Source organism: Exiguobacterium sp. FD-YE-25-4, assembly GCF_057004685.1.
Window position 1 is genome coordinate 2,271,280 of sequence record NZ_CM168041.1, and the last position, 17,603, is coordinate 2,288,882.

The following is a 17,603-nucleotide window of genomic DNA, read 5'->3' on the forward strand; positions in this document are numbered from 1 at the left end:
ATTCACCTTGAATCAACGTACGAGATTCGTTTCCTTTGTAAATTTGTACAAGTTGCCGTAGTTTACGACAGCCACATCGTCGCCAGCCGGCTTCACGATGTTACGCGTGTCAAAGATCATCGGACGACGCATCGCTCCGCTGAGTTCAGCGAAATCGAGTGTCTTGAATTCGTTGTGGTCGACGAGGACGAGGACGAGGTCCGCATCTTGAATCGCTTCTTCTTTCGATACGAGGTCGAAGCGGCTCGATGTCGACTTCTCGACGTGACCGTCATGAACCGAGATGTTCACGCCGCGGTCGAGCAAGAGCTCACAGATGTCGACGGCTGGGCTTTCACGCATGTCGTCGACGTTTCCTTTGTACGTCACGCCGAAGACAGCGACTTTCGCGTCTTCGATGCCCGCAACGAGCTTCTCGACGTTGTCGGCCACGTAAGCTGGCATCGAGACGTTCGTCTCACGCGACAAGTTGATGATTTGAGCAAGGTCAGGTGACTTCGCGACGATGAAGTACGGGTCGACCGCGAGGCAGTGACCACCGACGCCAGGACCTGGGCTATGCAAGTTGACGCGCGGGTGTTTGTTCGCCATCTCGATGACGTCGAGGACGTTGATGTCGAGGTCGTTACACACTTTAGCGAGTTCGTTCGCGAGGGCGATGTTGACGTCGCGGAACGTGTTCTCCATGAGTTTCGACATTTCAGCCGTCTTCGCATCCGTCTTGACGATCTCGCCTTCGACGAATGTGCCGTAGACGCGTGCGCCAGCTTCCGCACAGGCAGGCGTGATGCCGCCGACGATACGGTTGTTGTGCACGAGCTCATGCAAGATTTGTCCTGGAAGGACACGCTCTGGGCAGTGAACGAGGAAGATGTCTTCGCCGACGACGAATCCAGCTTCTTCAACGATCGGCTTGACGAAATCGTCCATCGTACGTGGCGCGATTGTCGACTCGACGATGATGACGTTGCCTTTCTCGACGAATGGAAGGACTTTACGTGTCGCGTCCAAAACGTAAGTGAGGTCGCACGACTTGTGCTCGTCATCATTGTTTGGTGTCGGGACGGCGATGATGAAGGCGTCCGCTTTCTCCGGTGAGAGTGACGCACGGAATTTACCTTTTGCGACGACGTCGGCTACGACTTCGCCGAGACCTGGCTCTTCAATGTGGATTTCACCACGGTTCAATTTATCTACGACGTTTTGAGAGATATCTACCCCAACGACGTCGACGCCGTATTTAGCGAAGACTGCCGATGTCGGCAAACCAATATACCCAAGACCTACTGTACATACTTTCATTTGTAGTAACCTCCAAGTGTGTGTGTGCCCTGCGATTTCTCAGTGCGAGCATGTCCATCATTTTATTTCAGTTTCGACAATAAAACAATACTCATTATACTCTTGAACAAATCAGCCGAGCAATTACATTTTAATGACAAATCAATGTTTTTCCGTTTCGGACAACGCCTCTAGTATAAGCTGTTCCAGCTTTTTAGCAAGTGTTTCGACCGCGAAGTGCTCAAACGCATAGGCTTGAAGCGGTTTTGCGGCTTCGAGCAAACGGTCTGAATCGTCGGCGTACGAGCGAATGATGTCGACGGCGTCGGACACATTTTCGAGCAATACGTCGTCCGGATAAATCGTCTCGCTTCCCGTCCAGTGACGGATGAGCGGATACGTCCCCGACGTCATCGCTTCGGCCGGAGCCAAATGGAAGCTCTCGAGATCGCTCATCGAGAGGACGAAACCGATCTTTTGCAACCATTCCGGCACGTCGTCGCCGTGGCCGTCGAACTGGACGCTCGATTGGAATTGCGGCTCTTCGAGACGGGCGAGCAACTTGTCGTAATACGCCCGCTCCTCTTCCCGCTTGTTGATCCAGTAGATCTCGTTCGGGTGATGTCCTTTAATGAAGAGTTTATAGCGGCTGTCTTGTTGTAACAGCTGCTCGAGCAAATCGAGCGCCAAATCGAGCCGCTTCAGTTTCGGGTTGACGCCGATCATGCCGAGGTGGAACGTCAAATCTTGTTTCACTTTCGGCTGCGCCAAACGCTTGCCGTCGACGGCGTTATAAATCATCGTCATCTTATGGCGCGGAATGCGGAACAGACGGTACATCTCTTCGAGCATGTACGGCGAGACGAGGATGATTTTGTCGATGTTGTGCAAATTGTATTGGCGCGGGAATGGCGTCTCTTTCTCTTGACGGTGAATCCGCACAATCAGCTTCTGGTGCGGCAGCTTATGCTCCGAGTACCAGACGGCGTTGCCGAGTCCCCACTCACAGAAGATGATGTCGGCCTGCTCAAGACATGCCTTACTATGGTTGACGTTGTGAATCTTATGGCCATCCCATTGGTCGACGAGCACGTTGAAGCGCGGGTTCTCCGAGAACTGCTTCATGAAAAGCTTCAAGAACTTCAAGTCATGACCGGCGAAAACGATCGTCAACTTCTTCATCGCCCACAACTCGTCGCGCAGACGCGCGTACGTGTTCGTGAACGTGTAGTACTGGGCCATGTCGTACAAGCGCTTGGCGGCCTCACGGTAGATGCCTGCGTCCGTGAGTGCGAGGCGTGCCTTGTCGATGAACTCCGTCTCCGAGTTGACGAAGAGCGGATAGTCCGCCCCGAGAATGAGCTCGTGCATCGGGTTACGGTTGAGCAGTACCGGTTTTCCGAGCGCCCCGTATTCGAGCAGCTTCGTCGACAGCTCGAGCGAGGCGTCGAGTTCCGGATGGCGCCAAGATACGCCGACCGCACTCGACTCGATTAACGTCTCGACGTCGCGGCGCGGGATACCTTTCAACCACGTCACACCCGGGTCGTGACCGAGCCGGTGTGTCACGTCTTTGCGGAAGTTCGGGTTGTTCGGGTCTTGATTGAACTTGTCCCCGGCGACGTGAAGCTCGGCCGCCGGATGTGTGCCACGCAGTTTCGCGAACGCCGTCAAAATCTCGCTCGAATACCAGAGCGGGGCGAATTTGCCGGTATAGACGAGGCGGTCGTTCGGTTTCGTGAACGATGGCGTCGCCTCTTTCACGTTCGGAATCATCGGATTCAAGATGAGGAACGGACGCTCTGTCGGAAGGAACGTCTCAAAATAATCTTTCATCGCCGACGTCTGGCAAAGCATGCGAGCCGAGCGCGAGGCGATTTGTTTCAAGCGGGCCAATTCTTCGTCCGACGCCTGCGTATGGTCGTGCGTGAAATCCGTGATATACGTCCACGTCTTCGCCATCGTGTCTTCATATGCTGACAAGTTGTAGGCGAGCTGGAAGCCGCGGATGAACGCCAAGTCGTACGACCCGCTCATCATGAGCTCATGGATGAGCTGGGCCGCCTCAGACGGCTCGAGCACTTTCTTCTCGTAATAAGGTTCGTCCTTCTTCGGTGACGTCTCGCTGAACACGTCGAGGAAACGGACGTTCGGCAACTCACGAATCGACGCCGTCACTTCCGGCTTCACGATCGAGCGTTTCAATAAGATATCGACGTGAATCGACGGGTCTTGTTTCAACATGTGAACGACGGATGTCAGCCAAATGGCCGACCCGTCGATCAAGTTCAAGTTCACGTCCCCATAGACGAGGACGCGGAGCGGTGCTTTCGTCATAACGTTACCTCCTGGACCATTGCGTCGGAGAGATTAGCTCCGCCTTTGACGTATTGATACGGGTCGATGCTAAAGATGCGCTCCCCGGACTGGGCCAGTTCTTGGAGTGACGCATCTTTCGTCAACACGTCGAGTGCCTCTTTCACGCTATAGAAGCGGAGTGCCGCCGGTTTGACGAGCGAACGTGTCGGCACAGCGTCGAACACGTAGCGATAGCTCGCATCTGTGTCTTGTTTCTCGAGCGTCCCGTCAAACGTGTAATGGTCGCCTTTCGTCAAGATGTTGGCGTCGGCATAACGCGCCGCCAAGATATAGTCGGACACGTACGACGGGCCGTAGTAGTCTTCCCGGTTGACGTACGCCATCCATTCGAAGCCGTCCAAAATCTCGGACAAGGCGTTGTACTGCGTCAAATAGCTGAGCATGAACGTCGAGATCTCCTCGGTGTTGTACTCGTTATAGACGTCGATGTAACCGTCGAACTTGTCGAGGAACACGACGAGATGCGTGTGGGCATAGTCTTGCGCTTGATAGATCGACACGACACGCTCCATCTCTTCTTTCGAGCGGACGATGGCGACCATGGCGACTTTGGCGTGATCGACCCGATACGGGATGCCGATCGCACCGACGACTTGGGCGAGTCGTTGCGTGTACGTGTGATACGTCAACACGTGACGCATCCCGCGCATGGCGACGTCCTCATAGAAGGCGTCATCCGTCAACAGCTTCTTGAACGTCTCGTCGAGCATGGCATCGCCCTCATCGAGGAAGACGTAATCGCCGAGCATCTGCTTGACGCCAATCGAACGCGTGCTGACGACCGGTGTCGCACAGGCGAGTCCTTCGAACACACGACGCGAGAACATCGTCGGCGAATCGTTGACCGAGTTGACGTTCAGCATGACTTTGAAGCCTTTGTATGCTTTCGCGATCTGGTTATATTTCAAACTGCCGCGAATCGAGTCACGGAACTGCTCCGGGAATTGGAGCTGGTCCGTCTCGCCGCGTTGGTTCATCTCATAGTTGCGGTCATAGATGACGAGGCCGTAACGGTTCGCCGCGGCGAACAGACGGTCCATATCTTGACGACGCGACTCATGACGGTTCGCATAATACGAGCCCGCGAACGACGCGTACGGTTCACGCGTACCCGGCAAGCGAATCGGATTGTGCTCTTTCGGTTGTGCGGCGAACGGGAGCGCGCCGACGCGGTCGTGACCGCAGTCGCGGATATAATCCTCGACCCGGTTCTCGTCAGTCGTGTAGACGTAGTCAAACCGTTTGGCCGTCTCGATGAAGCGATCGTAGTGGATCGGGTCTTCCTTGTTCCAGAACACGGTCGGGATGTTGTTATGACGGCACCATTCGAGCAGGCCGTCGAGTTCTTCCCACGTGTTCGTGCCGTATTTGACGATTTTCTTCTCCCACGCCCCGGCGTTCCCTTTCCACGCCGACTCGACCATCAAGAAGTCCGGCTGTTCATCGGCAAGGACGGCCGTCCAGTTGTCCGGTGTGAACGTGATCAAATCACATTCCGGACGGTACGATGCGGTCGTGAACTCATCGAAGATGGCCGCGACTTTCAGTTCGTGCAACTCACGCGGCACGGCACGGAAAAGACGGGCTTCACGCACGTCGAGCCATTCCGGGCTGCGCGTCCGGTCGCTGATGATTTCCTCGGTGACACGAATCCGGTCGATGACCGCTTCCCCGTCCCCGTCGACACGAAGCGCGAAACGGAGGCGACGCGCCTCTTTCTCGAACTCAAAGATTTTCTCTGAACCGAGTTGGACTTGCTGCATATTCAATCGGCCTTCCGTCGAATACGTGATGATATAGAGGACGACGTTCGTCCCTTCGCCCATCTCCCCATCGACCGTGACCCGGTAACGACTGTTCGATTTGACGTCGAACAAGAAGTCGACCGGCAACAGTTTGAAGCTGTTGTTCGTCTCGGCATACGAGATGTAACGGCGATTGCCTTCCCCGGTCTTCAACTTGACGACGAGCTGGTCGTGTTTATGTTTCAGTTTGATCGTATCCGGCGTCGGCACCGTCCACATCGACGGTTTGAGCGACAGGATTTCTTCGCGCCGGACGCTCTTCTCGCGGACCATACCGAGCTTCAATCCATGGAGCTCACCGTGACCTGAGAAACGGACGAAATAGCGGACCGTTGTATGGCTCGGTGTCAGGCGGATAATGCCGCTTAGCCCGAGCGGGACCTCGATCATCTGGTCTTGGCCGTCCGCCGTGTACGTGACGACGAACAGGGAAGCGTTCGCCGTGCCGGTCACTGCTCCTTTTAAATAGAAACGATAGACGTCATCGTCCATGTCCCCGAGCGGGAAATCGATGGCACGTTTCGTGTTCACGTGCGGGAGCGCCGACTCGCCGACGCCGAAATGGACGTACTGGCTGCCAACGCCGTGAAGCAACAGTTTATCGTCTTCGAAGTCGACGACGCGGTTGATCGCCGAAATCAACTCGAGCTGTTTTGGTGTCAAATCGATGCGATAGTCGAAATCAGCGTCTTGCATATGGTAAGCCATACCTTCGACATCCCAGAGCGAGACACCGTTGACGTTCAACTCGATGACGCTATAAGAGCCTTTCCCTTCCGTCTCGATGGCGAAGCGGACTCGCGTCTCGTTCGCGAGCAAGGCGATGTCGGTCGGTGCCTGATTGTAGATGAACACGTCACGTGAGTGCTTGTTCCGTTGGTAGAGCGACACTTTGACGACGGGATTGACGTCTCCTGTCGCCTTCGCCCGAAACTGGACGTGCAGATGACGAGTTGATTTTGAGAACATTTGCTTGAGGTCAAGCGCCTCTTCTTTCCCATCTGCTCGGTACGCGAGTGCGACCGCTTCCGGCCGTGAGACGATGACGTCCGCTCCTTCTAAGTGCACCGCATTCGATGCGGTATACCAATTCGGGACGATCGGTCCCCCTTTACGGGAAATCACGCGATTGCGCGTCTTATTGATGATTCGTTTCCCGACGCGACGTGAGCGCTGTAAACCAAGATGTGCCGCACGACGTGCTTTCGTTTGCCAACCCATATGTCTTTCCTCCAAACTGCGGGGATGTTCCCCTCGATTTCACTAATAAGGAAGCGACACATCACATGTCGCTCCCGGTTGGTCATTTTCGTTTGACGATTTTGCCGACGCGGCTTCGGATGGCCCGCACTTTAAGGAGTACTTTGCCGACTTTAGACTGTGTCAAACTTTGATATTTACGATTGATTTGGGTGAATTTCCGACTCATTTGGTGATAGCGTTTATCGGCCTTCTCGACTTCTTTCGAGATCCACTCTACCGTATAGAGCAGTTCGGCGTAACGATGCAAGAGACGTTGGTATTGTTGACCCCTGATCCGGTATTCACGTTGAAGTCGTTTATTCTCCTCGATTTGTTCAGCGAGCTGCATCTCGAGAAGGTTCTTTTCTTGTTTCAATTGTTCACTCATGGTTGTCACCTCAACGGAATACGTCGAAATATAGACGTTTCAATTCATTTTTTTGACCGCTCTCGTACAGATCGATGAACTGTTTGAAGCGCGGGCTTCTCGGTTCGAGCGGCTTGAACTGCTCATAGATGGCATATAACAGGTCCGCATTGCCGAGGAAGTCCTCTTCCCGCGACCGGCGAATGAACTGGAGATACCATAGCTCGAAGAACCGTTCAAAGCGCGTCTCGCGGTAAACGTCGAGCACACCTTCACGTTCGAACGCTTTCGCTCGGGCCGTCTCACGCAAGAGACACTTCTCGAAGTAACGGCGTGTGATCGTGTTGACGGTCGACCCGGCCACGGCCGCGTAATAATCGTGGATCGTCAAATCGACGAGTGCGACCCGTTCTGCCGACAAGAACATCTCTTGGAAGAAGAGCGAGTCTTGACCGACCGCACCGATGACTTGCTTCAATCCGTTCTCGACGATGAAGTCGCGGCGGATGACCATCGCCTGGATGCTTTGGACTTTGAAGTTGTGCTCGAGCAAGTAGGCGCGTGGATCTTCGATCATGCGAATGCCATCTTTTTCAAGCCCTTCGAGTTCAATCATCGCCTCACGGTTCGACAGCTTCAACATACTGCCGACGGCGAGGTCGAGTCCCGGTTCGCGCGTCATCAACTGATACAGCTCATGATAGCCGTCGTTGACCGCCTCGTTATCCGGGTCGAGGAACGCGATATACGGAGTCGTCGCGAGCTCGACGCCCTTATTACGGGGGCGTGAGGCACTGCCGCTGCCGCCATCCGCGAACGAGTACGTGTAGACGTTCGCATGCTCACGTGCCAAGCGCTCGACGTAACGAGCCGTCTCGTTGTCGGTCGAACCATCGTCGACGAGCCAGATTTCCATGTCGTCAAACATCGAACTCCGCTTCAAACTGAAGAAGCATTTGTTATACAAGTAACGGCCGTTGTTATATACCGGCACGACGACAGACAGTTTATAGTCACGTGGTGCGTTCGGCGTCACGACGACCTCGCCTTTGACGAGCTCGTATCGGTCAATCGCATAACCTGGTAACGTGCGTGTTTTGAGCGTACGCGTCGCGACTTCTTTTAGCGACAACTGTTCGGCGACGAACACCGAACGGTGGACGTCGGTCACGTCCGTCACATAGTCATGTTCCGGGCCCGTGACGAACGTTTCGCCGTCGAAGTAGGCCGCTTTCGTCACGAACGAGACGTCCGTGTATTTGAAGGCGTTAATCATGTCTTCCAAGTAGTACGCCTCATACGTATAGGCCGAGTCAAAGAATGCGACGAACGCCGCTTCTTGTAAATCGGTCTCGGTCACGGCGTCCGCCATGCGGAAACGGATGCTTGCATACGTCTGTGCGTCGATCATCGCTTGGAGACGCGACTCGTCACCCGAGCCGACGACGAGGACAGGGCGGGCCCCGAGTGCCTCCGTCTCGAGTCCGAGCGCGAACAACATCTCTTCAAACCGGTCGTGTAGCGTATGGCCGCCCATAACCGTGCGAACACCAGACAGTTGCTGGCGGACCATCTCGTCTTCTGTCTTGAACATGCTCAAGATTTGTTTTGCGTCCAACCGCCCCGTCGCGATGAACACGTTTGGGAAATCGTTGTTGACGGCGATATTATAGTTCGTCAAGACGAGATTGCCGCGCGCCTGTGCATCATAGATCTCTTGGGCGCAGTAAGTCGGACTGTTCTTCACTTCGTTGACATGAAGAATCCAGTCGACCGATTTTTTCAAGTCACCCATGTTCGTCTCGCTGGCGACGAGATATGGACGATACGCCTCAGCGACTTCTGTATGTTGATCACGGTTCGACTTCGTCACAAAGAGTTGATGGTCCGTCTCTAGCACACCGTCCATCAATTTGTTGACGTCGTCCATGAACACGTTGCGCATCGGGAAGTCGTTCGTGACGAGCACATCGTTCAGACGCGGGCGCGTCATCCCGATCGGATTGTGGAGCAGTTGGTTGACGAACGGCTTGATGACGAAGACACGGTCATGGTTGCACAGTTCCGTGTAATCTTGAACCCGTTCTTCGTTGGCCGTAAAGACGACATCACATTTTGCCGCGAGTGATGCGAAACGAGCGTAATGGTTCGTATCGGCCTCGGTGTGGAACACGGTCGGGATGTCCCGATAGTTCGCTTGTTTGATCAGTTTTTCGAGCCATTCGCGCGAATGTGAACGTGGTGTCCCCATATGCTCAAAACTTGTCGCCGCTTCTCCTGGAAGAATCGGGCTGATCATCAGGAACTCGATGTTCACACCGGCATTGATGAGTTCTAAAAACTCGGTGACCGTACTGAACGTATGGATGTTGCAGACGTTACGCCACGTCTCGGCCCGTTCGACCGGTCCGACGAACGCCACGTCGATGAGTTTCTTCTTATAGTAATACGCGGTTCCGTTCGACGACGGGAATGAAGCCACGTCGCTCGGGAATCGCTCGGACGCCGTGTCCCATTCTTGTTCGAGAGCCGTGTGGTAGGCTTCGAGTTTGGCGTCGTCCCAATACGGGAGCTGGGCTTTCTTCGTCAAAGACGGCAAGTCGTTGATGAGAACGACATCGCCTTCATCTAGTGGTTCTTTTTGTGAAATCCGTTCCCGTTCGGCACGTACCCATTTCGTGTGCGCTTGAACGTCGGACAATAATCGTCTTACATCCATTAAATTCGCCTCATTCTTTCATCATGTCGTATCGTAGGCTTCACACCTACACCCTCTGTCATAGTATCAAATATCAGATAGGCAAGCAATTTCAGTCAGATGACAATCCATTGACCCGTCCCTCTTGTCGTATACCCGACTTTCACGACCATTAACAAAAAAACACTCCCCTGAAAAAATCAGGAGAGTGAAACTGCTTAGTTTGCTGCTGTGTCGACGATGCGACCTTCCACTTTCGGCTCAACGGTTTTGAGACCGGCCACATGGTCACGCAAGTTTTCCCAGTCCGAGAGACCGAGGTCTTGAACGCGTCCTTCTGTATAAGCTTTGCCTAGTTCTTCGAAGCCGTCGCCGCCTTTGGCCGTGAAGGCGTTCGTCGCGACTTTATATGTCGTCGTGTCGTTCGCAACGAGGACGTATGCGTCGTCTTTCAAGTACTCGATTTTTGTCACGCGTTCGCCTGACGGTTTCGAGCTATCGTACGTCACTTTCAAGCCAGCCACGTGAAGGAAACCGCCGTTTTCGCTCGGAAGCGGTCCGACGCTGCGCTCGAACGTTTGGTAAATCTCTGTCCCAGTGAGGTCAGCGATGGCGAGCGTGTTACCGAACGGAAGCGTCGTGAGCACTTCGCCGATCGTGATTTCCCCTTCATCGATGGCTGCACGGATGCCGCCACCGTTTTGCATCGCGCCGATGACGTCCGCGTTGAACGTCTTCGCTTTCGCGAGCATACCGTCTGTGATCAAGTTACCAAGCGCCGTCTCGTTTTTACGGACGCTCTCACCTGTCGTGTTACCGATGTCGCTCGTACGCGGGTTCGTGAGCGCTGCCGTCGCTGTAGCGCCGGTCGGTTGGTTTTTCAAGGCGTCGACATCTTCTTTGAACGGCGCGAGGAGTTGCGTCGCTTTCGCGTCTGCTTCAAGTTTCGACACGTCGATGACCGAACCTTCATGTGCGACGACTTTACCGTCATGGTCGAACGTGACGTCGAGTGTGCCGAGGTATTGGCTGTACTGGTACGCTTGGACGATGATGGTCGGGTTATCCGAATCCGCGTTCTTCACGACCGGTTTCGTAAGCAACGAGTGCGAGTGTCCGCCGATGATGACGTCGATTCCTTCAACTTCTTCTGCAAGGATTTGATCGTTGTCGACCGCTGGGTTGTCATCATAGCCTAAGTGCGTGACCGCGACGATGTTGTTGACGCCAGCTGCCTCGAACGCTGCCACGGCTGCTTTTGCTTCCGCGATGTAGTCTTGGAATTGCGTGTCGCCTGGGCTGGCGATGTCAGCCGTCTCTTCTGTTGTGAGACCGAAGAATCCGACTTTGACGCCGTCCACTTCTTTGATGACACCTTCATAGAGACGACCGTTGTATGGCTTGTCCGTCACCGCATCGCGGTAGAGCGATTTCAAGTTCGCATCAGCTGAGAAGTCGAGGTTCGAACTGACGAACGGGAAGTTCGCATAGCGGATGAACTTGGCAAGCTCTGCGTTGCCGTCTTCGTCGCCGCCGAGGTCGAACTCGTGGTTTCCGAGCGTCATCAAATCGTATTTCATGTAGTTCATGAGTTTCAAGTCAGCCATACCTTCAAACTTGTTGAAGTAGAGCGAACCTGAGAATACGTCCCCCGCATCGATCAAGAGAGCGTTCGGCTTCTCGGCACGAACTTGCTTAACGGCTGTCGCGCGTTTCGGCGCCAAGTCGAGTGAAGCGTGCGTGTCGTTCGTGTGCATGAATGATACTGTATTCCCACCGACCGAATATGGAAGCTCAGCTTCGATTGTGCGGCCGTTGCTCGTGAACTTCGCATGTGCCGTGAACGATCCGATTTTTGACGTATCGATGCCTTGGACGCGGACGAGACGCTCGACTGTACCGTTCGCAAAGCGAACATCGAGACGAAGTGCGCTCGGCACGTTTTCCCCTTGTTTGAACGAGAGTGCTTCAGCCGGCTCGATGGCGACCGGATAGTTCAAAACGCGGACGCGCTTCTCGACTTTCAACCCCTTGCCGAGAACGATTCCTTTCGCCGTTTGATATGTACCGAGTTTGTTCATCTTGACCGAAGACTTGTACCAGTGAATCTTGGCCCCTTTGTATGTCTTGTCGAGTGACGCGTCGAGGTCCCCTCCGCGGACGAAGTCCGTTTTCAGTTTGACCGTCTTCGCTTTCGGTGCCGCGTCAGCTGTCGCTGCCGGAACGATCGATGAAGCGGTGATGGCCGCCACAGCGAGTGAAGCGTACAACTTGTTCGTTTTACGTGTGAGCATTTGATTTTCCCCTTTCAAATGTGGTGAAGCAGAACTAAAACGAATGATAGCGCTTACAATGTCTGACGGAGTACAATTGGCCTTGCTCCCTATTCCGTCTTCAGACCTATCGTTTCAGAGACCACTCTCCTCTCTAAACATATCCAATTCCACTAGTAAATACAATTAATTTTTCGTTAATTCCGTGTATCTTTTCCAAAAAATCCCCCGACTGCAACATCGAGGGATTCCTTGGAAATTGAAACACGTTAGGCAAAAAGCCTTACTCCGCTTCAATCAGCTCATGAACTTGTGTGAATGGGCTTGATGCCCCAGCCTTCAAATGACCGTGCTCGATTTCTTGAAGACGCAGCGCCTCAAGTTGCATCTTTGAGGCCGCGCCCCATTTGTTCGGTCCACAGTCACGGAGGGCGACCGTCCGGACCATGAACTCGGTCGTCTCAGCCGTCGCATCGAACTCGACCCATACTTGGTTCGGGCCGCCCCAGGCCGCGATATCCTCGGACAAGTACAAGACCCCGTCGACCCAAATCTCGTAGCGCATCCGTCCTAGGCCAAGGGACGACCGCTTTTCGAACGGGTTGAGCACGTTCAAGTTCAAACGATATGTCTGACCAGGTTTCGTCGTCAAGATTTGCGAGTAGACCATGTGGTCCCCTTTTTTCATCGCGTTCGCTTCAAGATGATACGACACGTTCGTCGTCAAGCGACGTACGTTCAACGGGATCGTCGACTCGTCCAACCGTCCGCTCGTGATCACCCCGTTCAACGGCATCCAGTCTTGGTCGAGCGTCGGATGCAGATAATCGCGCATCGTGTCGCGTTTGTTCACGCCCCAGAACGCGAGCACCGGCCACTCATGACCGATCACTTCATAGAACAGCTTTGCGTATAGACGGTCCCCATATTCAGGCGCGAGGAACAACTCGAGGATGGCCCGGGCGTTGAACGGAATGTACGTCTCGAAAGCGACGTCGCTCTCGGCGAGCACTTGCTGGTGCCACATGCCCATCCGGTACTCCCAATATAACAAGTCGTACGGGTCATACCCGTGGAGCGTCGCCTCGGTCAACCCGACCGCTTCAACGTAAGACGTCCATAACGCGACGACACGGTCATCTTCCCGCGACTTCCATGAATAGCAACGAATCGCGCCTTCGACGGTGAACTCGGCCGGGAGGGTACGGTTTTTCCGGTAAAAGGCACGACCGATCTCGAGGATGTTCGACCGTAGATGTCGCGTCGGCCGGTCGTTGTACAGCTTCATATATTCATAGGCGTGGGCATGACCGTGATTTGACGTCACACTTTGGCGCATCATATCGCGAAACGGTTTTGCCTCGTCCGCTTGTTCGAACGCTCGGCCGTCGACCGGGATGATACGATGGGCGAATCCGAGGTCGCGCGCCATCATCGTGGCGACTTCCGCATCGATATCGAGCGACTCGACGTGCGCCACGTTTTGGTACGTGAACGCCTCGATCTCAGCGAGGAACGGTTTCAGGAGCGCGAGCGACAGACGGCTGTCGATCCCGGCCGTGAGGGAGAAGATGATGCGTTCGTCTGTCTCGAACAGCTGATGCAACTGGTTGTCGAACCAGGTCCGGAGCGGTTCGATCGCCGCCTCGACTGGTAGCGATTCAAGCGGACGCCGTGGATAATAACGGGTCATCACACATGACCCATCGACGAAATGGTTCGGAACGAGAATCCGGATCGTCTCATAGATCGTGAAGTGACCCGGCAAGTGGTAATGGTTGTGTTGACGCAACTCGCTTGAACAGAGCGGGTGCGGTGCGGACTGGACGTCTTCTTGCAACAGCTCTAAATGACTGGCGGCCCGGAGCGGCGCTTCTGTCGTGAAGTAGACGCCGCGCATCCCTGTCGCATCGTGGTAGAGCCGGACGGATGCCTCGTCGCCACGAATGAGCACATAACGACCGCCCATGAAGTCGAGTGATTCGTGGAACGCTTCCGTCGTTTCTGCGCTCAGTCGCGCAAGCAAGTTCATCCGGTCACGCTTCATCGCTCGGATGTCAACGACATCCCCCATAGCGAGCATCCACCGACTTCCATTTTGAATCAAGTCGACCGGGGTGATTGGGTCATAGTAAAAGAAGTCACCGTTCGGCAAAGTGACCATATCCCACCCGTCACGTGTGGTCTGTGTCGGCGTCATTAAAAATCCACGTTGATAAGCTTGCATCGTTTTCCCTCATTCTATAGTAAATTCTTGCCTCGACTCGAAAAAAGATGAGCACCGGACGTGCCGGTAACTCATCGAGATTGACTGATGATGGTCATCCAAATATTAGAGGTAGAACCCGCTGCTTTTGCATAGTCAGCCGGTTTAGCCAAATTGAGCTGAACACCGTTTTGATATAAATACAAGTGGGTCACTCTCCCGCCACCAGAAGCCCCGATCGTGATGCCTCGTTTCGTGAGCGTCTCGTCCGGTTCGGCAATGATAGAGACGACCGAATCGCCGCGATCACGACGGACGATGATCGTCCCACGTTTCGGGTCGATTTCGGCCCCTGTGAAGCCCATCGGTTTATGACTGCTGTTCGAGTGTATGTATAGGCCTTTCGCATCTAACCGTAGCGCCATCCCGCTAAATCGCAAATCGTTTCCCAAGGTAGACGCATGAAGCTTCACTTTCGCCTCGGCTTCTTGGTTTTGTTGATAGATGACTCCAGATAAAATCAGACAGACCAAGACGAACGTCCTGACGAGGAATTGGAACTTTCGTCTCTGTTTCCGTTGTGCTCGACTCATAATACCCCTCCAAATTATATATTATCCCTAAAGAAAATAGAACCAATATAATAATACCTTATTTGTTTTAAATTTCCATAATTTATTGGGATTAATATGTATTTTTTTCAGTTTACTACATAGTAAAACCGGCAGCGTTAAACGCTACCGGTTTCAAGATGGCGCAGCCCGTAGGCTTTGCTCTATTTAACCCTAAGGGAGGGTCAATGAAGGTTGGTGTTGATTACTTGCTGATGTTCACTGAAGTGAACAATGGGTGTTTGTTGCCCTCAAGGTCACGAACGTCAAACTGTTTACCCGGTTTGAGTGTGAATACTTTAGAGGTTTCGTCCGCCTCCAAGACACGATCAATTGTGAGTTGGATTTGATTCGATTTCGAGCCCATGACTTCTGTGACTTTAGTTTTTGCATTAGTATCATCATTTTTCGTCGTAGTCACATCAATATCGCCGATGAAGATTTTGAAATCTTCCTCGTAGTCCTCAATTGAAGCAGCGCTGATCGACTCATCAAATGTGAGCGTGATGACCGCGGAGTCGCCTGAGACGTTGTTTGAAGTGAGGACCGCAGACGTCAATCCAGGAAGATCATTCTCAGCCAATTTCTTATCGAGAACTACCGTATCCATGACGTTACCTGCCACGTCCTTGACATTTTGGACTGTGAACGCGTACTTACCAGAGTTAGGAATTGATGCTTCATTGAGCGTCAACTTGATGACGTCACGATTATCATTCGTGAAGACAGCTTTCCCAGCGATCGCTTTGCCTTCGATCAAGAAGTTGCTTAAGTTGAGTGACGATGGATCAAGCTTCTCGCTAAACGCCAACGTGAATGTACTGTTGTCGTCCTCTTGGAGATAGTATTCAACAAGAGTAGGTTTTTCTTTCTCGATTGGGCTCGAGACGATTGAGAACTTAATTGACTGTTCAAGGCTCGGGTTAAGGACTACATCTTTTACGAGACCAGCCGGAAGTTTGACTGAGTAGCTTCCCAGCTCAAGATCCGAAATCGGCGTCTTGATTTGGTTTTTCGAGTAGTAAGAAGCATCAGTCCATTCATTTTTTACGTCCTTCTCGACACCGTTCGGCGTGATGTACGAACCAACCATCTTACCGTCGCTGTAATCCCCATACTTGAGTTCTTCAGAGTACGTGAGGACAAGGTGGTTCTTCCCGTCGATGACTTTCACTTCTGCTCCAGTCACGGTCGGTGCAGTCGCATCGTTTGTGAAGTTGACGAGTTTCGTTGACGCTGCGCCGTAGTTGCCAGCGAGGTCGCGGAACTCAGAAACTTTCACGTCGATTTGACCGATGAACGTGCTGTCACGGACAGTGAGGACTTTGCCTGACTCGTCGAGCCATGCGTTGTCGTCAAGGTCAGCTTCGATGTCACCGTTTGTAAGCGTGATTTTCGCAACATGGTTGTAACGATCCACATAGACAGCCTCAGAGAATGTCACTGTGAGGTAGCCCGGTTTCGAAGACGACATGCCGACGACTGCAGGTGCTACACCGTCAACGACTTTCTTCTGAACGACTTTCGTCACTGGGTTTGGTGTGATGAAGTTGCCAGCGAAGTCACGGAGACCGACGAGTGTCAACTTGTAGTCTTTGCCTGCGACAAACTGAGCGTCTGACAAGTCAAGGATGAACGACTTACCGTCCCACGAGAGCTTGTCGACATCAACTTTGTAGCCAGCGCCAGAAGCGTCTGTCAACTCAAGTTTCTTCTCAAGCGCTTCTTCTGAGTCAACGTTGACCGGCTCAGAGAACGTGAACTTCACGCGGTTGTTTTCAAGGTACTCAGGATCGTTAAGGACTGGGCGCACGTTATCTGTGAGCGTGTAGATTCCTTTGAACGGTACGAGATCTTTGCCGTCAAGACCTTTGATCTTCGAGCTGGCAAGCACGGCGTAACGGCCGTCGAATGTCTTCTCGGCGCGAACGACGAGCGTTTTGCCGTCTTTCGAGAGTGTGCCGCGAAGTCCTTTGAGGCGTTGTGCATCTGGAATGTGATCGATTTCGACCGTTCCATCTTTGAGCATGCCGTTATAAAGAAGCGTGCTCGCATCAACCGGTTTCGAGAAGTTGATTTGAAGTTCTTTGGCGTTGAGCAACTCGACGCTTGATACCATCGGTGCTGACTCGACGACTTTATACTTGAACGATTTCGAAACCGTTCCATACGCTTTGTTCGAGTAAGTGAACGTCGCAGTGAACTCGCCGACTTGCGACGTGTCGATGCCAGACCATGAACCCGGCTTCATATAGACGCGGTCTGCAAATTTGACCGGCTGTGAGCGGATACCTGAGACGGCTTGTCCTTTTTCGAAGACGAGCATTTCTTTCGGTCCGATCACTTCTTGAGCGTAGTTCAAAACGCGAACGCGCTTCTCAACTTTGATGCCCTTCCCTTTGACGAAACCTACCGCCGTTTGGAAGACACCGAGCTTGTTCATGTTGACTGAAGACTTGTACCAGTGGATCTCTGATCCGTGATACGTCTTGTCAAGCGCTGCATCCAAGTTCCCTTGACGTACATAGTCCGAGCTGAGCTTGACGACAGGCATTGCCGCTGAAGCCGACATTGCTGGTGCGACCGCTGCCGCTGTCACTGCAAACGCTGCCGCTGCCGTGACAAATTGTTTTTTGTTTGCCATCTTGTTTAAATCCTCCCTTTGGTAAAATGCGATTTCTGCGTCTTCGACTCCCCCTCGTCCTCTCGATCACGCCTCAAGGCACCCTTACTGCCATGAG

General features: G+C 53.3%; 9 protein-coding genes. All 9 read right to left on the reverse strand.

What is annotated here, in order from left to right:
* Positions 1 to 12 precede the first annotated feature (12 nt).
* Positions 13 to 1,302 (reverse strand): nucleotide sugar dehydrogenase, encoded by a 1,290-nt coding sequence (locus AC13H5_RS11685; RefSeq protein ID WP_214754072.1) that lies wholly within the window; start codon positions 1,300 to 1,302, stop codon positions 13 to 15.
* Between the two features lie 141 nt (positions 1,303 to 1,443).
* On the reverse strand, positions 1,444 to 3,618 hold the full coding sequence (locus AC13H5_RS11690) for a glycosyltransferase (RefSeq protein ID WP_483545802.1): 2,175 nt from the start codon (positions 3,616 to 3,618) through the stop codon (positions 1,444 to 1,446).
* The gene (locus AC13H5_RS11695; protein ID WP_483545803.1) at positions 3,615 to 6,686 is read right to left on the reverse strand and encodes a CgeB family protein; all 3,072 of its coding nucleotides are present in this window, start codon (positions 6,684 to 6,686) and stop codon (positions 3,615 to 3,617) included. The genes AC13H5_RS11690 and AC13H5_RS11695 overlap by 4 nt, the downstream gene beginning before the upstream one ends.
* Before the next feature lie 82 nt (positions 6,687 to 6,768).
* Positions 6,769 to 7,095: a hypothetical protein gene (locus AC13H5_RS11700; protein WP_034778855.1), complete on the reverse strand. Its 327-nt coding sequence runs from the start codon at positions 7,093 to 7,095 to the stop codon at positions 6,769 to 6,771.
* 10 nt (positions 7,096 to 7,105) lie between these two features.
* On the reverse strand, positions 7,106 to 9,793 hold the full coding sequence (locus AC13H5_RS11705) for a glycosyltransferase (RefSeq protein ID WP_483545804.1): 2,688 nt from the start codon (positions 9,791 to 9,793) through the stop codon (positions 7,106 to 7,108).
* 197 nt (positions 9,794 to 9,990) lie between these two features.
* On the reverse strand, positions 9,991 to 12,066 hold the full coding sequence (locus AC13H5_RS11710; RefSeq protein WP_483545805.1) for a bifunctional metallophosphatase/5'-nucleotidase: 2,076 nt from the start codon (positions 12,064 to 12,066) through the stop codon (positions 9,991 to 9,993).
* Positions 12,067 to 12,328: 262 nt separating this feature from the next.
* Entirely contained in the window at positions 12,329 to 14,272 is a 1,944-nt protein-coding gene (locus AC13H5_RS11715; RefSeq protein WP_483545806.1) for a hypothetical protein, read from the reverse strand.
* Positions 14,273 to 14,343: 71 nt separating this feature from the next.
* The gene (locus AC13H5_RS11720; RefSeq protein WP_214754084.1) at positions 14,344 to 14,844 is read right to left on the reverse strand and encodes a hypothetical protein; all 501 of its coding nucleotides are present in this window, start codon (positions 14,842 to 14,844) and stop codon (positions 14,344 to 14,346) included.
* A 223-nt stretch (positions 14,845 to 15,067) separates the two neighbouring features.
* The gene (locus AC13H5_RS11725; RefSeq protein WP_483545807.1) at positions 15,068 to 17,506 is read right to left on the reverse strand and encodes an Ig-like domain-containing domain; all 2,439 of its coding nucleotides are present in this window, start codon (positions 17,504 to 17,506) and stop codon (positions 15,068 to 15,070) included.
* Between the last annotated feature and the right edge of the window lie 97 nt (positions 17,507 to 17,603).